Here is a 20,753-nt window from a genome sequence, read left to right on the forward strand (position 1 = left end):
GGAGTTCCCTGAATACCGCCTTTGACGCGCGGTCGTGCCGGGCGTCGCTGATGTGCAGGAGTGCCATGACCACCTGGGAGTATCTGACCACCCCGCTGCTGATTCACAACACCGCCGCGATCCTGAACAACTGGGGAAAGCAGGGCTGGGAGCTTGTGCAGGTCATCACCGGACCTGAGGGCGGCCTCGTCGCCTACTTCAAGCGGCCCACCGCTCAGGACGGCTCGAACACTGCCGGGCTTGCCGCCGCTGAGCAGGCCGCACGCCAGTTCGACGGAGGTCAGGCATGAGCGTCGTTGACCGCTTGAGCGAACTCGGGATTGTGTTGCCCGAGGTTGCAGCTCCGGTTGCGGCCTACGTCCCCGCTGTGGTTCACGGCGGCCTCGTCTACACCTCCGGCCAACTGCCGTTCGCAGCGGGTTCGCTGCCTGCGACCGGCAAGGTGGGTGCCGAGGTCACCGCTGCGGATGCGAAGATCTATGCCCGCACCTGCGCGCTGAACGCGTTGGCCGCTGCGGCCGCCGCCGCAGGCGGAGTGGAGAAGATCGGCGGTGTGCTGCGCGTCGGCGGCTTCGTGGCATCCGCCCCGACATTCACCGGCCAGCCCGGCGTGATCAATGGAGCCAGCGACGTGCTCGGTGAGATCTTTGGGGATGCCGGCGCTCACGCCCGCGCCGCAGTCGGCGTTGCGGTGCTGCCACTAGACAGCCCCGTCGAAGTCGATGTGATTTTCATCCTCGCGTAAACTCTTTGAATACGGAAAGTCCCCCTGAATGCATCAGTTCAGCGGGACTTTCCGTACTTCAGCGAGCTCTACCTACTTCACCTGCGCGGAGATGATGCTCATCACGGCAGTATCGGCGAGCGTCGTCGTGTCGCCGACCTCGCGGCCCTCTGCGACATCGCGCAGCAGACGCCGCATGATCTTGCCCGAGCGAGTCTTCGGCAGCTCACCGACGATGTAGACGTCGCGGGGACGGGCGATCGCGCCGATCTGCTCGCCGACCCACTGCCGTAGCTGTGTTGCAAGCCCCGCCGGATCGTGCGCGGAGAGATAGCTCTCCTTGATGATCACAAAAGCGACAACCGCCTGGCCTGTCGTCTCATCGGATGCTCCGACCACAGCAGCCTCGGCTGTCGCTTCGTGCGCGACCAGCGAGGATTCGATCTCCGCGGTAGACAGTCGGTGACCGGAGACATTCATGACGTCATCCACACGTCCGAGCAGCCACACGTCGCCGTCCTCGTCGAGGCGCGCCCCGTCGCCTGCGAAGTAGTAGCCCTGCTTTTCGAACTTGTCCCAGTAGGTCTCTTTGTAGCGCTCAGGGTCGCCCCAGATGCCTCGCAGCATGCTCGGCCACGGTTCGGTGACCACCAGTAGGCCGCCACTGCCATTGCCGACCTCTTCGCCGGTCTCATCGACGACGTCGAGCGAGATGCCGGGGATCGGAACCTGGGCGGAGCCGGGTTTGGTCGAGGTGATACCGGGGAGGGCTGACACCATGATCGCGCCGGTCTCGGTCTGCCACCAGGTGTCAACGATCGGGACGTTGTTCGCGCCGATGACCTCGCGGTACCACATCCAGGCTTCGGGGTTGATGGGCTCACCCACCGAGCCGAGCAGCCGAATAGATGACAGATCGAACTTGCGCGGCACGCTGCGTCCGGTCTTCATGAACGAGCGGATGGCGGTTGGCGCGGTGTAGAAGATCGTCACGCCATACTTCTCGATGATCTCCCACCACCGGCCGGGATGCGGCGTGTCTGGAGTGCCCTCGTACATCACCTGCGTCGCGCCGTTTGCCAGCGGGCCGTAGGTGACGTAGCTGTGCCCGGTGATCCAGCCGATGTCGGCGGTGCACCAGAAGACGTCGGTGTCGGGCTTCAGGTCGAACACGCTTTTGTGCGTGTACGCCACCTGGGTGAGGTAGCCGCCGGAGGTGTGCAGAATGCCCTTCGGCTTCCCCGTGGTGCCGGAGGTATAAAGGATGAAGAGCGGGTTCTCCGCGGGGAAGCCCTGGGGCTCGTGATCTGCGGATGCCGCCGGCACCACCTCGTGCCACCACAGATCGCGCCCCTCGACCCAGTCGACCTCGTTCTCTCCGCGCTTGACGACGAGCACATGCTCAACGGTCTGCTGCTCGCCGTCTCCGCGGTCGCTGAGGGCCTGGTCGACCGCCGGCTTGAGGGCGGAAACGCGGCCCTTGCGGTATCCGCCGTCTGCGGTGATGACGACCTTCGCACCGGCATCGTCGATGCGCGAGCGCAGGCTGTCGGCGCTGAAGCCGCCGAAGACGACGGAGTGGATCGCGCCGAGCCGCGCGACTGCGAGCATGGCGGCAATCGCTTCGGGAATCATCGGGAGGTAGATCGCGACCCGGTCGCCGTGGCCGACTCCGAGGCCTGCCAGCACGTTCGCGGTGCGCTTGACCTCGTCGGTGAGTTCGGCGTAGGTGATGCGTCGTGAGTCGCCCGGTTCGCCTTCCCAAAGAATGGCGACGCGGTCGCCGTTACCTGCCTCGACATGACGGTCGAGGCAGTTGTACGCCACATTGAGTTCCCCGTCGTCGAACCATTTCGCGAACGGCGGGGCCGACCAGTCCAGGACACGCGTGAACGGCTTGCTCCAGTGCAACAGCTCACGAGCCTGTTCGCCCCAGAACGCCTCGCGGTCGGCGGCGGCGCGTTCGTAGAGCTCTGGTTGTGCGACAGCTGCTGCGACGAATTCTTCCGTGGGTGGGAATCGTCGGGTCTCGTCGAGGAGATGATCGATCTGGCTGCTCATGGCGTGCGCTCCTTTGCGGCGGGACGAGGGCACGCGGGGAGCGCGACCGTGACAGGGCGAATCTAGCCTTCCGCTCGTATCGTCAATACTGCCGAAAGTTGGTAGTGATTCCGGTTTTGCGCGGACTGGTGCCTTGCGTACACTCGACGACAGCCGAATTTCTATTCTGGCCTTGGCGTGCCCGTTTCCCCCGCGTGGTGCGCCTGTGGGCGGCATCTCATTCCCCCCGTGAGGTGCCGCCTTTCTGTCGCTCCGCAGTCGTTCTGCACGGTTTAACGGATGCCGTCACTTGCGAACAGCACACGTTAAACGGCCACCCGCGGCCGCCGTGCGGCGCATAGTTTCGTGGCATGCCAGAGCCGTTCATCATCCGGCCGCGTGACGCCGCGGCCCCTGCGCCGGGAGCCCAGACGCTTCTCAGCGACGTGGATGCCGCGTTCGGGCCGATCGCTGCGCACTGCGCCGACCCGCGCGTCACCGACATCTTCGTGAACGGCGCCGACGGACTGTTTCTCGATCGCGGGGACGGTGTGGAGCGGGTTTCGGGGTGGGCGGCGTCCGAGCGGGAAGTGCGTGACCTCGCCGTCGCGCTCGTCGGTGCAGGCGGTCGCCACCTAGACGATCAGTCGCCTTGCGTCGATGTGCGTCTGGCATCCGGCATCCGGGTGCACGCGGTGCTCGCGCCGATTTCGACCGCGGGCACTGCCGTGTCCGTGCGCATTCCGCGCGTGGGTGCTTCTGACCTCGATGCGCTCGCCGCACTCGGCGCTTTTGACGCACCACAACAGGCGTGGCTCGAGCAACTCGTCGCCCAGCGTGCCAACGTCTTGATCACGGGTGGCACCGGCACTGGCAAGACGACGCTGCTCGCCGCCCTCCTGCACGCTGTCCCCGACACGGAGCGCATCGTCACGATCGAGGATGTCGCAGAGCTACGTCCCTCACACCCTCACCACGTCGCTCTGGAGGCGCGGCAAGCCAATCTCGAGGGTGCGGGTTCCATCACGCTGGCGCGTCTCGTCAGGGAGTCATTGCGAATGCGTCCCGACCGGCTCGTCGTCGGCGAGTGTCGCGGTGAAGAGGTACGCGAGCTGTTGTCAGCGTTGAACACCGGACACGACGGCGGCGCGGGCACGCTGCACGCGAGCGGGATTGTTGATGTTCCCGCCCGTCTGGAGGCGCTGGGTGCGCTCGCTGGTATGGATGCCACGGCACTCGCTCGTCAGGCCGTGAGCGCCTTCACTGTGGTCGTGCACCTCGCCCGTGGTGCGGACGGCGTGCGTCGAATCGCCAAGGCCGGGCGCTTTCTTCTGCGTGCCGACCGCCTGGATATCGAGGAGGTTCAGCCGTGGTGAAGCTGGGGTGGATGAAGCGGCAGACGCCTGCGGGTGCCGGCGCCGAAGAAGCCGCCGTCGCGGTGCGGACCCTTGCTGTGCTGCTCCAAGCGGGGGCTGTGCCGCTCAATGCCTGGCGGCACCTGGCTGAGTCCGGCGATGTGCATGCCGAGCGGGTGGTCGAGCGGTGTGCGGAAGGCGTGCCACTCGTCGCCGCGATCGAAGCGGAGGAGGGGGCCTGGGCAGACGTCGCCGCCGCGTGGGACGTTGCCACGACTGTGGGTGCCCCGCTCGCCGAGGTGCTGCGATCGCTTGCGGAGACTATGCGTGACACGGCCTCCGCGGCCGACGATGTACGCATCGCACTCGCCGAGCCTGCCGGAACCGCGCGGCTCTTGCTGTGGATGCCGTTTGCGGGGCTTCTGCTCGGCTTCGCGCTCGGGTTCGACACGGTGAGTGTCCTGGTCGGGAACCCCATCGGCACAGGGTGTCTGGTGGCAGGACTGCTGCTGGTGCTCGCCGCGCGCGGGTGGACGAGAAAACTTCTGCGTCATGCGCAACCAGCCACTGAGACGCCGGGCATGCATGCCGAGCTCGTTGCTGTCGCACTCTCCGGCGGAGCCTCGATCGAGCGTTCGCTGCGACTCGTCGACGACAGTCCCGCCCGCGACCGTGTGAGCGACACCCACACCAGGGGAGTGCTGGAACTGTCGCGCGCGGCGGGCGTACCGGCCGGGGAGCTGCTGCGTGCGTCCGCGGCCCAAGAGCGTCATGACGCCAGGGTGCGAGGCCGCGTTCGCGCGGCGAAGCTCTCCTCTCAACTGCTCATCCCGCTGGGCGTGTGCACGCTCCCCGCTTTTTTGCTGCTCGGCGTCGCGCCGCTGATGCTCGCTGTCCTGTCCTCGACCCCGCTGCCGATCTAGCGGCAGCACAACAGAAAGAAGGAACACCATGAACACCATTCCCACCCTCACCAGGCGGCACGCTGCGTCGCTGTTCGCCGACGAATCCGGCGCTGCCACGGCAGAATACGCAATTACGACGATGGCAGCGGTCGCCTTTGCTGGATTGCTGGTTGTCATCATGAGATCGGACGAGGTTCGTGGCATCCTCACCGATCTTGTGCGCCGGGCGCTCTCGGTGTCGTGAAGCAACCGAGACGTAACGCTGACGCCGAGCGCGGATCTGTCGCCGCCGAGCTCGCGCTCGCTCTCCCCGCAGTAGTGCTCACGCTGCTGCTCGGGGCGGGCGCGCTCGGCGCCGCGGCGAAACAGGTGTCGCTGCAAGATGCCGCGGCCGACGCCGCACGCCTGCTCAGTCGTGGCGAGAGCACCGCGGCTGCCTACGCGGTGGTCGCGGCATCCGTCAGCAACGCCCACGCGTCCAGCGAATCACGCGGAGACCTGGTGTGCGTCACCGTGGGACTCAGCGTCTCGATCGGGCAGTTCATCAGCATCCCGCTGTCGGCGTCCAGCTGTGCGCTGAGCGGAGGTCGCTGATGGCTGGCACTGCGCTTTCAGCCAGCGTTCTGGTGGTGGCCGCATCGCTGTCACTGGGGCTCGCTGCCGTCGGCGGCGCCGCGGTCACCGCACAGCGCGCCGCGGCAGCAGCCGATGCGGCGGCGTTGGCGACGGCCGATGCGGCATCGGGCGCGATCGTCACCGGTGAAGCGCCCTGTGCGCTCGCCGCGAGAGTAGCCTCGGCATCCGGCGCCGCCCTCACCGCCTGCACTCTTGAAGGCCCGGTGGCAACGATGCAGGTCGAGTCGGTCTACGCTGGTCTTGCTGCCGTCTCCCGAGCCCGTGCTGGGCCACCCGAGGGATTCTGACGGCTCTACCTACGGTTTCACCCACGGCTCTGCTGTGAACGCACCACGAGCGTGGTGTGTATGGTGTGCTTCGAAGAAAGGACGCACCCTTGGCTGAAGGAAAGAAGCTCGTCATCGTCGAGTCTCCGACGAAGATGCGGTCGATTCAGGGGTACCTCGGTGATGATTACGAGGTACTCAGCTCTGTCGGCCACATTCGCGACCTCGCTGATAAGAAGGACATCCCCGCCGCCGATAAGGCCGCATACGGGAAGTACTCGATCGACATCGACAACGGCTTCGATCCTTACTATGTCGTCTCTGATCGCAAGACGAAGACCGTAGCCGAACTCAAGCGCGCACTGAAGCACGCCGATGAAGTTCTGCTCGCGACTGATGAGGACCGCGAAGGCGAGGCGATCGCCTGGCACCTGCTGGAGACGCTCAAGCCCAAGGTTCCCGTCAAGCGGATGGTCTTCCACGAGATCACCAAAGAGGCCATTCAAGCTGCCGTCGGCAACACACGTGAGCTCGACCTCGCGCTTGTCGACGCACAGGAGACCCGTCGCATTCTCGACCGCCTGTACGGCTGGGATGTCTCGCCCGTGCTCTGGTACAAGGTCAAGACTGGTCTCTCCGCGGGGCGCGTGCAGTCCGCTGCCACCCGCATGATCGTCGAGCGCGAGCGTGAGCGCATGGCGTTCGCCTCAGCCGAGTACTGGGATGTCGAAGCGAATGCCTCCTCCGGCTCGGCGTTCCGCGTCCGCTTGGTGCGCGTTGACGGCGGCCAGCTTGCTCGCGGCACCGACTTCGATGACCTCGGAAAGCTGAAGAAGGCCGTCGTCGTCCTCGACGAGAAAAAGGCTTCTGCCCTCGCGCACGCTGTCGATGCGGCCGGTGTCGGCAGCGTCACCAAGGTCGAGGCGAAGCCCGGCACTCGCAGCCCCTATGCGCCGTTCACCACCTCCACCCTTCAGCAGGAGGCCGGACGCAAGCTCTCGATGAGCGCGAAGCAGGCGATGAGCGTCGCCCAGCGCTTGTACGAAAAGGGTTTCATCACCTATATGCGTACCGACTCCGTCGCCCTCAGCACCCAGGCGGTGCAGGCGGCGCGGAGCCAGGCAGTCTCCCTCTACGGCGACAGCGCGGTGCCGCTGAAGCCTCGCGTGTACAAGTCCAAGAGCAAGAACGCCCAGGAAGCGCACGAGGCGATCCGTCCCTCCGGTGAGACCTTCCGCAAGCCTTCATCCGTCTCCGGCGAGCTCGACCGCGAAGAGCAGCGGGTCTACGACCTCATCTGGAAGCGCACCGTTGCCAGCCAGATGGCCGACGCGAAGTACGAAACTACCACCGTCACGATCTCGGTCGATGCTGCTGGTCAGGTCGCCGAGTTCACGGCATCCGGTACGGTCTACACCTTCAAGGGCTTCCTCGAAGCCTATGAAGAAGGTCGCGATGAGAAGCGCGGCGACGCTGACGCCGACTCGAATCAGTCGCTTCCCGCTGTCGCGGTTGGCGATGCGCTCACGATGTCGGATGCTGAGGCGAAGGGGCACAAGACCACCCCGAAACCGCGTTATACCGAGGCCTCGCTCGTCAAGGCACTCGAGGAGCACGGCATCGGCCGCCCCTCCACGTTCGCGAGCATCATCGGCACGGTCATTGACCGCGGCTACGCCACCAAGCGCGGCCAGGCACTTGTGCCGACGTGGATGGCGTTCAGCGTGGTGCGTTTGCTGGAAGAGCACTTCGCGCACCTCATCGACTACGACTTCACGGCAGGCCTTGAGGACGACCTCGATGCCATCGCCCGCGGTGAACAGAAGCGCGTCGAATGGCTGAAGTCGTTCTACTTCGGCTCTGAATCGCACGTCGGGCTCCGGCAGGTCGTCGACAACCTCGGAGAGATCGATGCCCGCGCGCTGAACTCCACACCCATTACCGACACGGCCACGCTGCGTTTCGGCAAGTACGGCCCGTACCTCGAGGTCATCGACCCCGAGAAACCGGACGAGCGCGGACGCATCGTCAACGTGCCGGAAGAACTCGCGCCAGACGAACTGACCGCCGCAAAGGCGCAGGAGCTCATCGACGCTCCCGTCGCGGGCGACCGTGTGCTCGGGGAGAACCCGGAGAACGGGCGGATCATCGTCGTCAAGGACGGCCGCTACGGTCCATACGTGCAGGAGAACCTGCCCGAGGATGACGCCGCAGTCGATGCCGCAGTCGACGAGAATACCGGCGAGGTCATCGAAGCGCCGAAAAAGAAGAAGACTGCCAAGAAAGATGCGCCGAAGCCACGGACCGGTTCGCTTTTCCGCTCAATGTCAGTCGAGACGATCGACCTGGAGACGGCGCTGCAGCTGCTCAGCCTTCCGCGCATCGTCGGCAACGACCCCGAAACGGGTGACGAGATCACTGCGCAGAACGGTCGTTACGGACCGTATCTGAAGAAGGGCACTGACTCGCGATCTCTCGAAGGTGAGCAGCAGATCTTCGATGTGACGCTCGAGCAGGCACTCGAGATCTACCAGCAGCCGAAGTACGGCGCAGGGTCGCGCCGTGCCTCCAGCGCGCTCGCCGAGTTCGAGGCTGACCCGGTCAGCGGCAAGCCGATTCGCATCCGTGACGGACGCTTTGGCGCCTATGTCACCGATAGCGTGACCAACGTGACGATCCCGCGCGGTCAGAAGCCCGAAGACATCACCTTCGAGATCGCTGTGCAGATGCTCGCCGATAAGCGTGCCAAGGGTCCCGCGCCGAAGCGCGGCGCAGCAAAGAAAGCACCTGCCAAGAAGGCGCCCGCGAAGAAGGCACCTGCGAAGAAGGCTCCCGCAAAGAAAGCCCCCGCAAAGACAGACGCACAGAAGGCTGCTGCCCGTTCGGCCGCAGCCAAGAAGGCGGCAGCGACTCGGGCCGCAAACGCAGCGAAGAAAACGACGGGCTCGTGACAGCGCGCCCCGGCATCTGGATCACACTCGAGGGCGGCGACGGCTCGGGGAAAACCACCCAGGCCGAGATGCTCGAGAAGTGGCTGTCTGATGCCGGGCACAAAGTGTTGCGTACGCGTGAGCCCGGCGGTAGCGACGTGGGGCAGCTGATTCGCGAGATCGTGTTGCATCACCGCGGTGACATCGCCCCCCGCGCCGAAGCACTCCTCTACGCCGCCGATCGTGCACACCACGTCGCGACGGTCGTACGGCCTGCGCTGGAGCGCGGCGAAATCGTGCTGCAGGATCGCTACCTTGACTCGTCCGTCGCCTATCAGGGTGCCGGCCGCGTCCTCGATGCCGTTGAAGTGCGGGACCTGTCGTTGTGGGCAGCCGAGGGCGCGCTACCCGACCTCACTCTGTTGCTCGACCTCGATCCATCGGCCGCTCGCGTCCGTCTGGATTCGGCAGACAAGCCGTTCGATCGTCTGGAAGCAGAGAAGGCCGAATTCCACACCCGCGTGCGGGAGTCGTTCCTCGCTCTCGCTGCGGCCGAGCCAGAGCGCTTCCTGGTGCTGGATGCCGCGGCATCCGCCGATTCGGTGGCATCCGTCATCCGTGACCGTGTCGCATCCCTCATCTGACAGGGCGGGTGCTGTCGCACCCTCCAGTTAGGCTGAGAACATGACCGCACCCACGCTCGCTCCGTTCCCGTGGACGGACGTCTGGGGGCAAGATGACGCGGTCGAGGCGCTGCGGCATGCGGCATCCGATCCGGCTGCGCTCTCGCATGCCTGGCTGATCACCGGTCCTCCTGGCTCTGGCCGCTCAACGCTCGCGTACGCTTTCGCGGCCGCCCTGATCGCCGACAGCCCCGACGATGAGCACACGATGCGTCAGGTGCTTGCCGGCACCCACCCGGACGTCACGGCGCTCCGCACCGACAAAGTCATCATCACGATCAAAGAGGCGCGTGCGCTGGTCGAGCGCTCATACTTCGCGCCGTCCGCTGGTCGTTACCGCGTGATCGTCGTGGAAGACGCCGACCGCATGGTCGAGCGCACCTCGAACGTGCTGCTGAAGGCTCTCGAAGAGCCACCAGAGAACACCGTGTGGATTCTCTGCGCACCCAGTGAAGCCGACCTTCTGCCCACGATCCGCTCGCGGGTGCGGCCGTTACGGTTGCGCGAGCCTGATGTCGCTGATGTCACGCGCTTGATCATGCAGCGCACTGGCGCAGACGAGGTCACCGCAGAGCAGGCTGCACGACACTCTCAGCGCCATATCGGCATGGCTCAGCGCTTGGCGACAGACGACGCGGCCAGGCGGCGCCGTGATGTTACGCTGCGCTCGGTGCTCGCGATTCGCGGCGTCGGCAGTGCGGTCGAGGTCGCCGGAGCAATCATCCAGGCCGCCACAGAAGACGCGAAGACTCTGACCGCAGAGCGCGATGCCTCTGAACGTGCATCGCTGCTGCGCACCGTCGGCGTGGCAGAGGGCCAGGCGGTCCCACCTGCATTGCGCGCACAGATTTCCGCACTGGAGGACGACCAGAAGAAGCGCGCGACACGCAGCCTGCGCGACGGCATCGACCGCGTACTCACCGACCTGCAGTCGATGTTTCGTGACGTCGTGATGCTGCAGTACGGTCGTGGCGACGATCTCATCAACCGTGAGTTGCAAGATGATCTGAGTGCCCTGGCTGCCGCATGGCCGGTGGCACGTACGCTGGTGGTTCTCGACCATCTTGCCGAGACCAGAGAGTCTTTGGAGCGAAACGTTGCTCCGACACTCGCTCTGGAAAGTTTGCTCGTGACAGTCGCGAGCGGGAGGAAACCGTGAACATTCGACAGACTTCTCGCCTGCGACGGCTTGCCGCGATTACGGCGGGTCTGGCCGCAGCGTCGGTGGCGCTGAGCGGATGCCTGTACTCGGCAATTCCTGAGGGCACGGGGCCGCGGCCCGCGACGACGAACGCCCCCGACACCGAGGGTGTTTCTGCTGATCTGCTCCCGTACTACGAGCAGACGCTCGACTGGACCGCCTGTGACTCGCAAGCTGCTGGCTTTGACTGCACGTACGTCACAGCGCCGCTGGACTGGGAGAATCCGAGCGACGGCGATATCAGGCTCTCCGTTGTTCGCCACCAGGCAACCGGTACCCCGATGGGGTCCCTGTTGACCAATCCGGGCGGCCCCGGTGGGAGCGGGGTGGACTTCATCCTGAACAGCCTCGACTATGCGGTCAGCGGCGACCTCATCGACAGCTACGACGTGATCGGGTTCGATCCGCGTGGCGTCGGCGATTCCACCGCAGTGAGCTGTTTCGATGCCACCGAGATGGACTCGTACCTCTACGACATTCCCGTCGCTCCGCGAGGAACCGACGAGTGGGAGGCTGAGCTCACCGAGCGCAATAAGGCCTTCGCTGACGCATGTGACGCCAACAGCGACGGCATCCTGCCGTTCATCACGACGATCAACTCCGCGCGCGACATGGATCTGATCCGCGGGGTGCTCGGCGATAAGCAGCTCAACTACCTCGGCTACTCGTACGGAACCTTCCTCGGCGCGACGTACGCGAACCTTTACCCGGAGCGGGCGGGCAGGCTCGTGCTTGACGGCGCGATCGACCCTGCCGTCCCGAGCCTCGATGTCGGAACCACGCAGGCAATCGGCTTCGAGTCGGCTCTTCGCGCCTACATGCAGAACTGCCTCGATTCCGAGTCCTGCCCCTTCAACGGCACGGTCGACGAGGCCATGGCTGATCTTGGAGCCCTCCTCGCGAGTGTTGATCGCACGCCGCTGAAGAACGACGACGGGCGCATGCTCGGCGCAGACGCGCTGATGACAGGCATTATCGTCACGCTGTACTCGCAAGACAGCTGGGGAGTTCTCACGCAGGCGCTTGATGATGCGCTTCAGGGCGACCCCTACACCGCGTTTTACCTCGCGGACGCGTACAACGGCCGTGAGGACGGCGTCTACCTAGACAACTCCAGCGAAGCGTTCCGTGCCTACAACTGCATGGACTACCCGCTGGAGGACGACCAGGCAGCGCAAGACGCGTCGACAGCAAAAATCGAGGCTGGCGCCCCCACGATCGCTCCCTACTGGTCGGGCCCCGATTCCTGCGAGGTATGGCCGTACGCGCCGACCGGTACCCGCGGTGAGATCCATGCCAAGGGTGCAGGCCCGATTCTCGTCGTCGGCACGACGAATGACCCGGCAACGCCCTACGAATGGTCGGTGTCGCTGGCCAAGCAGTTGGAAGAGGGCGTCCTCATCACTCGCGTCGGTGAGGGTCACACCGGCTACAACAAGGGCAACACTTGTGTCGACGCTGCGGTTGACGCTTACTTCCTCGATGACGTCGTTCCGGACGCTGACCTCGAGTGCAAGTGAGCTGGTTCGCGGCACGGCTTCGGACAGGGTAATATCGTTGATCGTGCCGCTCTCGTAGCGCACGCCGCCTTAGCTCAGTCGGTAGAGCATTTCACTCGTAATGAAAAGGTCGTCAGTTCGATTCTGACAGGCGGCTCCACTGGCCCCGTGATGTGAGAACATCACGGGGCTTTCCTGTTCATCAAAGCGTACGCTCGAAGCATGACCCGGGCACTCCTCATCGTCGACGTGCAAAATGACTTCACCGAGGGCGGCGCACTCGCCGTCGAAGGCGGGGATGCTGTGGCATCCGCTGTTTCCGCTCATCTGGCTGCCCATTCTGCCGACTACAACGTCATCGCCGCCTCACGCGACTGGCACGATGCGGACAGCGATAACGGCGGGCACTTTGCCGAAGAGCCCGACTTCGTCGATACCTGGCCCGCGCACTGCGTCGCTGGCACGGAGGGTGGCGAATACGATCCTCTTCTGGTCACGGATGCCGTGACGCACCATGTGCGCAAAGGGCAGGGTGTGCCGGCCTATTCGATGTTCGAGGGTGTGACAGATGATGGCGCCACGGTTGCTGCGGTACTGAGCGAGCGGGGGGTCCTCACAGCCGACGTGGTCGGGATTGCGACCGACCACTGCGTGCGTGCCACCGCGCTCGATGCGATCGCGCATGGCGTTCGGGTGCGCATCTTGACTGATCTCATCGCCGGGGTTGGTGCCGAGCCCAGTGAGGCTGCGCTCGCCGAACTCGCGCACGCTGGCGCGGAACTGATGACGAGCGCGGCCGCTTTCGAAAGTGATAGCGAGTGAGCCGCAGCGTCCTGCTGCTGCGGGCGGTGAACGTCGGCGGAAACAATCGAGTGCCGATGGCGCGGCTGCGTGAGGTACTGGCATCCGAGACTTCGCTCACCGGCCTCTCCACGTTCATCGCGAGCGGCAACATCATCTGCGATGACCCAGCGGATGCCGCGGCATCCTGCGCCACCGTGCGCGAGGTGATTTCGAAAGAGTTCGGGGTGGATACTCCTGTCATCCATCGAACGCACGCGCAGCTCGTGGCATCAGAGGCGGCGCAGCCGTTCACGGATGCCAGCGACAAGCTCGTGCACGCGATGTTCCTCGTGGGAGCGCCAGTTGGCGGTTCCGTCGAGGCGCTCGAGCACCGGCTGCTGCCGGGAGAGCACCTCGCGCTCATCGGACGCGATCTGTGGATCGAGTTCAGCGAGGCAGGCGTGCATTCAACGAAGCTCACCAAGGCGGTGCTGGACAAAGCTCTCGGCACCGCTGGCACGGCGCGCAACCTTCGAACCACGCGCACGCTCATCGAGTTGACGGCTGAGGCATGACGCGGAGCTACCCGTCCACGATCGCCGGCGCTGTCGATCACGAGTTGGTCATCAAGAAGTCGCGTTTCATCGCGCATGTTGCGCCGGTCGCATCCTCGGAGGAAGCGGATGATGTCATTGCCGCGGTGAAGCGCCGCGGATGGGATGCCAGGCACCACTGCGCGGCGGTATCGGAGGCGTTGGACCGCGCGACACTCGTCGATCGGCATGTGCTGGCATCCGTTCGGGTCACGGTGGACCACGCCGATGCGGGGCGCTTCGACAATCTGCTTCGTGAGTGGGTACCCGGTCACGGTGCTGTGCTGGGTGAGCCTTCGTATGCGACGCACGCGCAGTTCGAGGTGTGGGTACCGCCGGCTGAGCTGCCAGCGCTTGCTGCCCAGGTGGCAGAGTCGTCCGCCGGTGCGGTCGGTGTGGAGGCGACTGGCGTCGAGCGTCTGGTGGGTGTTCGACGCACCTAGCCGTGCGTCGAATTTCTGTTACTCGCTTATGTACACGGTCGTGCCCGGTGTGAGCTGAGCGAGTCTCTCGATCACATCGGAATCCACACGGAGGCAGCCGTTGGAGATCGCACCGGAACGATCGTCGTGGTAATGGAACGCGGTCACCGCTGCCGCAGAGCCGCCGAAATCCGCCAGCGTCGGGGACTGCGCCGATAGGTACACGAGCGGAAAGCCACGCGTGTAGGAATCGTCGGAGGTACGCGTCGTCATGATGAATGATCGGCCGAGCGGGGTAGGTGTACCGTCTGCTCCGGATGCGAAATCGGAGGCTACTCGCTCCCGGTTGCCCGCGGAGACGATGTCGATAGTTCGCTGCGACAGCGAGACTTCGATATGTGGGTCGTTCGGCGAGAGCGTGACGTCGGAGATTCGCATCCATCCGACCGTCTGTGCAGGATTTGCTTCGGGAGGCAGGCCGCTGCGTCCCACGAGTAGCACCTTGATCCAGTGGTCCTGCTTCTCGATCACCGGAACGATCGTGCCCTCGTACTGCTGTGTCTGGGGAAGATACGCGACGGGCGCTCCCTGTGGGTCGGCGAATACCGCTGCGCCAGCGACGCCGGGAACGGCAACGAGGCTCGCGGTCGCGCCGTACGGGTCATCATCGATGGGCAAGGCATTGTTCACCGAGAAAACATCGACGATCGGGAGCGATGCGAGGTCGTATATCTCGGTGTTTTCGGGGAAGCCGGCCGGTGTGGGGATCGGCGTGGGACTGGGTGTCGGACGCTCGAGAGCGGTAGCAGACGCGATCCGGGGGCCATCGGTCTTCGTCATCAGCGCGACGCCGAGCGCGACGGCGCCGCCGATGATCATCGCGACGAGCGCGAAGATCAAGGCTCGTTGCGATCGACTCCCCACCAGTGCGTTCACATGTCCATCGTGCGGGTCGCGGCGCGCGATCGCAACCTGAGTGGTCCGAGAGTGGTGGGCACTCCGGCGTCGAACCCGTTGTTGGCGTTCCGCGCGGAACTTGACGACGAATGCGGGTCCGTGACACAGACCACCCTCCGGGACGAAGTAGGCTTTACTGCGCGGGCCTGTAGCTCAGTTGGCAGAGCATCGGACTTTTAATCCGCGGGTCGCGGGTTCGAGCCCCGCCGGGCCCACCCAAGTGTCGATGTTCAACACGCGACGTCCGCAGGTATGACATCTTCCCCCGCGGCAGCGCTGGCCTCGTAGGCCAGCGCTGCCGCGTGGATTGCCGGGTCGAGCAGCGTGTCGAACGGTTCACCCGGTTCCGCTTCCACCCGGTCGGCGTTCTCGATTTCGTAGACATGGATGCGCTCGAAGAATGCTTGGTTGCAGATGCGTCGGAGTGAGTCGTCAATGCTCATGTAGATCGCGTGCATGTCACCGGCAAGGGCGAGGCAGTCTTCAAGGTGCGCTTTGGCCTGGTCGTACTCGATCTGCCCCGCGTCGATCTGCGCGTCGAGGAACGCGAGCCGGCGCGCGATGCCGTCTTGTTCTTCTTTGAGGAGGTCCAGCGGGACGGCTCCGGCGTGGTGGGCGTGGAGCAGGCTGCGGCGTTCGTCGCGGAGCCGGTCGCGCTCGACGGCGTGGGTGTGGCGTTCTGCTTTGTTCGCGGCGTGGAGGTCATCGAACTGGCGCACGAGCATGTGCCGCAGCGCGGTGACGATGTGCTCGGGTATCTGCACGCGCCGGTAGTAGTCCTCGACCTGTCGTTCGATGTGCTCGATCGGCATGGCCTGACGGACACAGTTCGTACGCTTAGAGTGCCGGCCTGCGCAGATGAAGTACGGGTAGACGATGCCCTTGCCGTTCTTCGCATGGGTGACCATCAGGCGGGAACCGCAGTCGCCGCAGTAGACGGAGCCTTTCAGGTAGTGCTCGTGGGTTTGGGTCTTCTCCCCGGATACCTGGTGCGCGGTGAGGACGTTCTGCACCCGGTACCAGAGTTCCGCGCTAACGAGCGGTTCGTGGAGTCCGTCGTAGCGGGCGCCGCGGAAGATCACGTCGCCCTTGTAGTACGGGTTGGAGAGCATCTGCTGGATCGTAGACAGCCCCGGAGCCTTCGCAGGCCGTTTCGGGGTCGGCACGGTCGTAAGGCCGCGGTCGACAAGTTCGCCGTGCAGCATCGAGGTCGAGTAGTTCCCCGTCGCGTACGCCTCGAACGCCCACCGCACCAGAGCGGCACGGTCAGGGTCTGGGATCACGGTGGGAATGTCGCGGCCGAGCTCGTCGCGCTTGTGGACGTTGAGGTAGCCGATGGGGGCACGACCCACGGTGCCGCCGGTGGCGGCTTTCTGGGTCATGCCCTTGGCGACCTCGTTGGCGAGGTTGCGGGAGTAGAACTCCGCGATCGTGGACATGATGCCGTGCAACAGCATCCCCGACGCGTCTCATCAATGTTCTCCGTCGCAGATACCAGGATCACGCCTGCATCTTTGAGCGCGAGGTGGATCGCCACATCGTCGGCACGGTTGCGGGCGAGCCGATCGACCTTGTGGACGATGCAGTACGCCACCTGGTGCGTCTTGACGTACTCGATCATCCGCATCAGCTCTGGCCTGTCGGCCTTGCGCGCGGACTCACCCGCGTCGATGAACTCCTCCACAACGATCGCGTTCAGATCGCGAGCCTTGCGCAGGTTCGCATCGCGTTGCGCGGGGATGGAGAATCCCTCGTCACGGCCGCCACGCTCTGCCTGCTCCTTGGTGGAGACGCGCAGGTAGGAGACGGCAAGAGTGGTGGTCTCACCGAGCCGGTCGATACTGGTGGGTGGCGCCGGGGGTGCCAGAGTCATGAGTCGTGTTTCCTCTCACCGAAAGGGTGGGAGCCAACGCGACGGCGAAGCGTCACGCGGTGCGACTCGTAAACGGGAAACACGTCCGCCGGAAAGAAACCGGGGTAAGCCACAAGGGCAAAGAGACTGCGCACCCGGCCTGGTGAGGCCGTGGCGTCGGGTTCTATTCTACGTCGTCGGGCTCAGAACGCCCAGGATCGACGGCATCCGGCGTGGTCTCGCCGTTCGTCTTCGATCTGCTGACCGCCATGCCGAGGAACACCTGCGCGAGCTTGTGCAGGTCAGGTTGACTGCGCGGCACTGCTTCGACGGTGAAGCGTCGATCCTCACCCCGCCTGCGCTCACGCCTGCTCATGGCACTTCTCCCGTGCTCAGGACGAGACCTGCGATGAACTGATCCTCGGCACGCCGTCGCGCTTCCACATCGGCGTGCATGTATTCCACGAAGTCTTCCTCGCGGTTGGGGATGACGATGTCTTCGATGGGGTCGGTGTCGGGTTCTCCGGGCCAGGCGATGCGGCGGGTGGGGCGGTCGGTGGTCAGGCGTGTGCCGCAGGCTGCGGTCCAGTGCCGGAGGCGTTCTTGGGCTTCGGTGAAGTCGCGATGCCAGACGAGCATGGCGCTGCCCTTCGCTTCGGGGTGGATCGCGCACAGCCAGTGGATGTGCAACGCGGACAGTTCCCACACCAATGCCGGGTGGCGGTGCCAGAACGGCGGGACGACGGCGACGGGGAGTCCGTAAGTGTGGCGCAGCCAGTGCACCCATTCGTTCAGTGCCAGCCATTCTTCCTCCGCGGCATCGGCGTTGAGGAGATTCCAGTTCACCGGCCCCGGCGGGCCCGCTGCGTCGTCGTCAGCGGCGGGTGCGTCGGTGTCGGGGTCGTAGCTCTCATCGAACTCGTCCTCCGCCGCCTCTCCCGCGTCAACCTCGCCGGTGTCGGGCAGTTCATCGACCATGATTCGCTCTCACCGTCCGACCGCGGCGGCACCAGCGGACGCGCGACGCGGGCCATCCGTGGACAGTGCGGTGTCCTCGAGTCCGGTATCCAGTGAGTCGGCTTCCGGTGTGCGTCGGGGCCGGTCGACGGTGTAGCGGGTGCGGGCGAGGTCGTGGCCCAGTTTCTTCGCGACGAACTCTTCGACCTTGACGGTCTGGCCGTTGTCGTCGGTGCGGTCGTATTGATGTGTGTAGCCCTCGGCGATGAACTTGTCGCCTTTGGCGAAGCGCTGGTGGGCGCGTTCGGCGGTCTTCCGGAACGCGACGAGGTCGTGGAAGGTGGTCTCGGTCTGCGTGAACGAGCCGTCGTCTTCACGGCGGTAGTGTTCCTGCCCGATCTTGACGAACAGCCGCGCGTCACCTTTCTCGGTGAACGACAGGTGCGGTTCGGAAGCGATGAACCCGGACAGGGACTCTTGCGTGTGGATAGCCATTGGACACTCCTCGTGATGACGACACCCCGCACTTCGGGGTGCTCTGTCACTCAGGTGCGCCCACCCGCCCCCTCACCACTGTCAGGCGCCGGGATGCCGGCTTGCAGCAGCGCCTCCACCAACCGTCGCTGACCCTGCAGTTCGCTCGCGTCCTTGCGGCGGGTCCAGGGCCGGAGTTTCGCGACGATCGGCGGTGCGGCGCGCAGCAGGATCAGTCCGGTGCCGAATGGGAGGGTGCGGATCACGTCGGGCGGCATGATCGACACTCTGCGGATGGAGCGCTGTGCGGTGCGGGAACCTTGGTCGCCGATCGTGGTGGAGTCGGTGATCTCGTCTCGTTCTCCGATGAGGGTGGTGAGGTCTTGGAGGTCGCGGCTGTTGGATGCGCCGCCGAGGATGATTTTCACGATGCTGGCGTCCCAGATCGCGCCGGCCGCGTTATCGGACCACTTCTCCCGCGCCTGCGCGAGCGACTGCAGCACCGGCATCGTCGTGATTCCCGTACCCCCTCCTTCTGCCATCAGTGTCGGCAGGGACGGGAGCGGGGCAAGGTTTCCGATCTCATCCAGCGCGAGCAGCAGGGGTGGGTCGAGGCGGGCTGACGGTGAGCGTGCGGCGAGGCGTCGGGCGGCTTCGACGAGGTCTTCCACAAACGCCGACACCAGCGCGGCACTGTTGTTCGCCCCCGCACCCGTCGCGAGCAGATACACGGTGCCGCGCTTGCGCAGAAACTCCTCCGGGTCGAACCGCTCGTTTGGTCCGGGGCTGACGGCGTCGAGGACGCGGGGGTCGGCGAGGGCGGCGAGGGAGAGGGACACGCCTTGCCAGATGGAGTCGCGGGTTCTGGGGTCGGAGTCGATCATCGCCTGCAACGAATCCGCCCACCCTGTCGCGGCTTTCGGGTTCGCGGTGAGGATCGCGACCGCATCGGATGCTGCGGCCGGGTCGAGGGTCCACCGGAACAATTCGGCAGGGGTGCGCTGGTCGAGGGCGGCGGCGTGGAGGAGGGCTTGGAGTGCGGTGCGGGTTTTCCCTTCCCAGAAGTCCCCGCCTTCGACACCGCCGGCGGAGAGGCCGGTGCCGGCGGCAAGGCCGGTGGCGCGGATCATCGCCGTCAACGGGTCCTCACACCCCCGGATTGGTGACCACCGGAGTCCTGCGGGGACGCCTTCGGCGAGGTGCTGCGGATCGAACACCGCCACCGGTCGCCCTCCCGCGCTTCGCGCCTTCAAGGTGGCGGTGAGGTTGTCGGGGCGGGTGGAGGTGGTGACGACGGCGCCGGGGGCGTCGAGGATCGCGTTGATGACCACATGCAGCCCCTTCCCGGAGCGGGGTGGCCCGATCAGCAGGATCGAGTCCTCCACGCTCGCCCACACGTCAACGTTCCGTGATGCGCCGAGGAGGTAGCCGACATCGGTGACGGCAGGGTGCTGGATAGAGGGTCGGAGTTGCCCGGCCCGACGCAGCAATGCTTTCTCCGATGCAGCGGTCGTGACATCGGTGCGGGTGGCGATGCCGACGATCCGGTACGGGTCGACCTTCGTCTGCCGCGAATGCTCACGGAAGAACCGCCACACCCACCACCCCGCACTCCCGACCGCGACGATGAGGATGCCGGTGACGATCCAGTACGCCACCGGGTGCAGCCCGTCGGCACCGAGCGCGCTGCCGGGGTCGGCGGGGTTCAGGAGCACGCCGAGGCCGGCATCGATCCCGCCGGTCGGCTGCGTGGCCCTGGTGACCCAGGCGGTGATCGTGCCTGCGACGCGGAGGATGACGGCGAGGACGGCGGCGGTGATGAGGGCGATGATGCCGAGGTTCGCCAGCTCATCCCCAAGCGCACCACTCTGCCGCGGAGCGCTCATTGGATTCTGCCAATGGTGAGTGTGCCGGAGACGCGGCCGAGGAGGATCACTTCACCTGTCACTGCAAGCGCGGCTTGTTCTGTGGTGAGGAGGGTGCGGGCGGTGCCGTCACCGCTGGCGTCGGTGTGGGCGTGGATGATCGCGACGGCGACATCCTCACCCGGCACGAACCCCGACCCTGTCGCCTGATGCAGCACCGGCTGCGCGGCACGGACCGGAGGCGACACCACAGCAGCCAGTGCTGGTGCTGGTTCTTCCCAGGGATTCAGGGTCGGGCGTCGCGGGGTGGGGTGATGATGTCGGTGAACGTCGACCCGTATGCCTCGTGCACCTGCACCCGCAGCGGCGACCGGTACTGGGCGATGAGGCGTCGAGGATTGTCGGGAACGCGTCGCGCCGCCAGCCGGAGCGAACGGCTCCGGCAGATACGCCACCCCGTCCACCGTGACCGTCATCGCACCATCACCGGTGATGGTGAACTCCACCACCGGCACGACGACCGGGCCGCCTGGTTCGGGCGTCGGCGGCTTCGCCGTGCGTGGGGGTTGGTGGTCGGGGTGGGTGCGGCGGTAGCGGGGCTTCGGCGTCAC

23 protein-coding genes and 2 tRNA genes are annotated in these 20,753 nt (G+C 65.5%); 16 read left to right on the forward strand and 9 right to left on the reverse strand.

Translation table 11 applies throughout. The annotated features are described in order from the left end of the window. Positions 1–65: 65 nt before the first annotated feature. Positions 66–290, forward strand: a complete 225-nt coding sequence (locus DC31_RS08210; RefSeq protein ID WP_036278793.1) for a DUF4177 domain-containing protein — start codon at positions 66–68, stop codon at positions 288–290. After that, positions 287–745 carry a RidA family protein gene (locus DC31_RS08215; protein WP_036278794.1) on the forward strand — a complete coding sequence of 153 codons (459 nt, stop codon included), beginning with the start codon at positions 287–289 and terminating at the stop codon, positions 743–745. Before DC31_RS08210 ends, DC31_RS08215 begins: the two co-directional genes overlap by 4 nt. Positions 746–817: 72 nt before the next feature. Here the strand turns inward: DC31_RS08215 and acs are convergent, their stop codons facing one another. Next, positions 818–2,785, reverse strand: a complete 1,968-nt coding sequence (acs, locus tag DC31_RS08220) for an acetate--CoA ligase (RefSeq protein ID WP_036278796.1) — start codon at positions 2,783–2,785, stop codon at positions 818–820. 350 nt (positions 2,786–3,135) lie between these two features. Between acs and DC31_RS08225 the strand changes: the two genes are divergently transcribed. The 13 genes from DC31_RS08225 (at position 3,136) to DC31_RS08285 (ending at position 14,058) form a co-directional block, all read left to right on the forward strand. Beyond that, positions 3,136–4,140, forward strand: a complete 1,005-nt coding sequence (locus tag DC31_RS08225; protein ID WP_081813773.1) for a TadA family conjugal transfer-associated ATPase — start codon at positions 3,136–3,138, stop codon at positions 4,138–4,140. Next, entirely contained in the window at positions 4,134–5,042 is a 909-nt protein-coding gene (locus tag DC31_RS08230) for a type II secretion system F family protein (protein ID WP_235201403.1), read from the forward strand. The genes DC31_RS08225 and DC31_RS08230 overlap by 7 nt, the downstream gene beginning before the upstream one ends. Positions 5,043–5,070: 28 nt before the next feature. After that, positions 5,071–5,268: a DUF4244 domain-containing protein gene (locus DC31_RS08235; protein ID WP_036278797.1), complete on the forward strand. Its 198-nt coding sequence runs from the start codon at positions 5,071–5,073 to the stop codon at positions 5,266–5,268. Continuing rightward, entirely contained in the window at positions 5,265–5,618 is a 354-nt protein-coding gene (locus DC31_RS08240; protein ID WP_036278798.1) for a TadE family type IV pilus minor pilin, read from the forward strand. The genes DC31_RS08235 and DC31_RS08240 overlap by 4 nt, the downstream gene beginning before the upstream one ends. Further along, positions 5,618–5,947, forward strand: coding sequence for a hypothetical protein (locus DC31_RS08245; protein WP_036278800.1), 330 nt, complete (start codon positions 5,618–5,620; stop codon positions 5,945–5,947). Before DC31_RS08240 ends, DC31_RS08245 begins: the two co-directional genes overlap by 1 nt. Before the next feature lie 89 nt (positions 5,948–6,036). Continuing rightward, a complete protein-coding gene (gene topA, locus DC31_RS08250; RefSeq protein ID WP_036278948.1) occupies positions 6,037–8,877 on the forward strand; it encodes a type I DNA topoisomerase in 2,841 nt (946 codons plus the stop codon). Then, complete coding sequence (gene tmk, locus DC31_RS08255; protein ID WP_036278803.1) at positions 8,874–9,500, forward strand: dTMP kinase; 627 nt, start codon at positions 8,874–8,876, stop codon at positions 9,498–9,500. Before topA ends, tmk begins: the two co-directional genes overlap by 4 nt. A 40-nt stretch (positions 9,501–9,540) precedes the next feature. Further along, entirely contained in the window at positions 9,541–10,698 is a 1,158-nt protein-coding gene (locus tag DC31_RS08260) for a DNA polymerase III subunit delta' (RefSeq protein ID WP_036278805.1), read from the forward strand. Then, positions 10,695–12,260 (forward strand): alpha/beta hydrolase, encoded by a 1,566-nt coding sequence (locus DC31_RS08265; RefSeq protein WP_036278807.1) that lies wholly within the window; start codon positions 10,695–10,697, stop codon positions 12,258–12,260. Before DC31_RS08260 ends, DC31_RS08265 begins: the two co-directional genes overlap by 4 nt. 63 nt (positions 12,261–12,323) lie before the next feature. Then, positions 12,324–12,399, forward strand: a tRNA-Thr gene (locus DC31_RS08270). A 62-nt stretch (positions 12,400–12,461) separates the two neighbouring features. Then, positions 12,462–13,061: an isochorismatase family protein gene (locus DC31_RS08275; RefSeq protein ID WP_036278809.1), complete on the forward strand. Its 600-nt coding sequence runs from the start codon at positions 12,462–12,464 to the stop codon at positions 13,059–13,061. After that, positions 13,058–13,597 carry a DUF1697 domain-containing protein gene (locus DC31_RS08280; RefSeq protein WP_036278811.1) on the forward strand — a complete coding sequence of 180 codons (540 nt, stop codon included), beginning with the start codon at positions 13,058–13,060 and terminating at the stop codon, positions 13,595–13,597. Before DC31_RS08275 ends, DC31_RS08280 begins: the two co-directional genes overlap by 4 nt. Further along, positions 13,594–14,058: a YigZ family protein gene (locus tag DC31_RS08285; RefSeq protein ID WP_036278813.1), complete on the forward strand. Its 465-nt coding sequence runs from the start codon at positions 13,594–13,596 to the stop codon at positions 14,056–14,058. The genes DC31_RS08280 and DC31_RS08285 overlap by 4 nt, the downstream gene beginning before the upstream one ends. An 18-nt stretch (positions 14,059–14,076) precedes the next feature. On the opposite strand, the gene DC31_RS08290 is transcribed toward DC31_RS08285, so the two are convergent. Beyond that, positions 14,077–14,973: a L,D-transpeptidase gene (locus tag DC31_RS08290; protein ID WP_235201404.1), complete on the reverse strand. Its 897-nt coding sequence runs from the start codon at positions 14,971–14,973 to the stop codon at positions 14,077–14,079. A gap of 163 nt (positions 14,974–15,136) precedes the next feature. Here DC31_RS08290 and DC31_RS08295 point away from each other — a divergent pair. Further along, positions 15,137–15,209, forward strand: a tRNA-Lys gene (locus DC31_RS08295). Between the two features lie 15 nt (positions 15,210–15,224). On the opposite strand, the gene DC31_RS08300 is transcribed toward DC31_RS08295, so the two are convergent. From DC31_RS08300 to DC31_RS08325, 7 genes are all read right to left on the reverse strand, one after another. Beyond that, the gene (locus DC31_RS08300) at positions 15,225–16,433 is read right to left on the reverse strand and encodes a recombinase family protein (protein WP_235201405.1); all 1,209 of its coding nucleotides are present in this window, start codon (positions 16,431–16,433) and stop codon (positions 15,225–15,227) included. After that, on the reverse strand, positions 16,373–16,867 hold the full coding sequence (locus DC31_RS19375) for a recombinase family protein (RefSeq protein ID WP_235201406.1): 495 nt from the start codon (positions 16,865–16,867) through the stop codon (positions 16,373–16,375). The genes DC31_RS08300 and DC31_RS19375 overlap by 61 nt, the downstream gene beginning before the upstream one ends. A 163-nt stretch (positions 16,868–17,030) precedes the next feature. Then, positions 17,031–17,222, reverse strand: coding sequence for a hypothetical protein (locus DC31_RS08305; protein WP_036278814.1), 192 nt, complete (start codon positions 17,220–17,222; stop codon positions 17,031–17,033). Next, positions 17,219–17,824 carry a hypothetical protein gene (locus DC31_RS08310; RefSeq protein WP_036278816.1) on the reverse strand — a complete coding sequence of 202 codons (606 nt, stop codon included), beginning with the start codon at positions 17,822–17,824 and terminating at the stop codon, positions 17,219–17,221. The genes DC31_RS08305 and DC31_RS08310 overlap by 4 nt, the downstream gene beginning before the upstream one ends. A 9-nt stretch (positions 17,825–17,833) precedes the next feature. Beyond that, positions 17,834–18,298, reverse strand: coding sequence for a single-stranded DNA-binding protein (locus tag DC31_RS08315; protein WP_036278818.1), 465 nt, complete (start codon positions 18,296–18,298; stop codon positions 17,834–17,836). A gap of 50 nt (positions 18,299–18,348) precedes the next feature. Beyond that, positions 18,349–20,163, reverse strand: a complete 1,815-nt coding sequence (locus DC31_RS08320) for a type IV secretory system conjugative DNA transfer family protein (RefSeq protein WP_036278820.1) — start codon at positions 20,161–20,163, stop codon at positions 18,349–18,351. Continuing rightward, positions 20,160–20,753, reverse strand: coding sequence for a hypothetical protein (locus DC31_RS08325; RefSeq protein WP_051606615.1), 594 nt, complete (start codon positions 20,751–20,753; stop codon positions 20,160–20,162). Before DC31_RS08325 ends, DC31_RS08320 begins: the two co-directional genes overlap by 4 nt.

It is taken from the genome of Microbacterium sp. CH12i (genome assembly GCF_000685355.1).
Lineage (GTDB): Bacteria > Actinomycetota > Actinomycetes > Actinomycetales > Microbacteriaceae > Microbacterium.

Excerpts from the sequence above, each read along its gene's own strand:
- DC31_RS08235 (WP_036278797.1), top strand. The coding sequence starts at position 5,071 with ATGAACACCATTCCCACCCTCACCAGGCGGCACGCTGCGTCGCTGTTC.
- DC31_RS08275 (WP_036278809.1), top strand. The coding sequence starts at position 12,462 with ATGACCCGGGCACTCCTCATCGTCGACGTGCAAAATGACTTCACCGAG.
- acs (WP_036278796.1), bottom strand. The coding sequence starts at position 2,785 with ATGAGCAGCCAGATCGATCATCTCCTCGACGAGACCCGACGATTCCCA.
- DC31_RS19375 (WP_235201406.1), bottom strand. The coding sequence starts at position 16,867 with ATGACTCTGGCACCCCCGGCGCCACCCACCAGTATCGACCGGCTCGGT.
- DC31_RS08215 (WP_036278794.1), top strand. The coding sequence starts at position 287 with ATGAGCGTCGTTGACCGCTTGAGCGAACTCGGGATTGTGTTGCCCGAG.
- DC31_RS08315 (WP_036278818.1), bottom strand. The coding sequence starts at position 18,298 with ATGGCTATCCACACGCAAGAGTCCCTGTCCGGGTTCATCGCTTCCGAA.
- DC31_RS08210 (WP_036278793.1), top strand. The coding sequence starts at position 66 with ATGACCACCTGGGAGTATCTGACCACCCCGCTGCTGATTCACAACACC.
- DC31_RS08285 (WP_036278813.1), top strand. The coding sequence starts at position 13,594 with ATGACGCGGAGCTACCCGTCCACGATCGCCGGCGCTGTCGATCACGAG.
- DC31_RS08245 (WP_036278800.1), top strand. The coding sequence starts at position 5,618 with ATGGCTGGCACTGCGCTTTCAGCCAGCGTTCTGGTGGTGGCCGCATCG.
- DC31_RS08300 (WP_235201405.1), bottom strand. The coding sequence starts at position 16,433 with ATGTCCACGATCGCGGAGTTCTACTCCCGCAACCTCGCCAACGAGGTC.
- DC31_RS08305 (WP_036278814.1), bottom strand. The coding sequence starts at position 17,222 with ATGAGCAGGCGTGAGCGCAGGCGGGGTGAGGATCGACGCTTCACCGTC.
- DC31_RS08260 (WP_036278805.1), top strand. The coding sequence starts at position 9,541 with ATGACCGCACCCACGCTCGCTCCGTTCCCGTGGACGGACGTCTGGGGG.
- DC31_RS08310 (WP_036278816.1), bottom strand. The coding sequence starts at position 17,824 with ATGGTCGATGAACTGCCCGACACCGGCGAGGTTGACGCGGGAGAGGCG.
- DC31_RS08320 (WP_036278820.1), bottom strand. The coding sequence starts at position 20,163 with ATGAGCGCTCCGCGGCAGAGTGGTGCGCTTGGGGATGAGCTGGCGAAC.
- DC31_RS08225 (WP_081813773.1), top strand. The coding sequence starts at position 3,136 with ATGCCAGAGCCGTTCATCATCCGGCCGCGTGACGCCGCGGCCCCTGCG.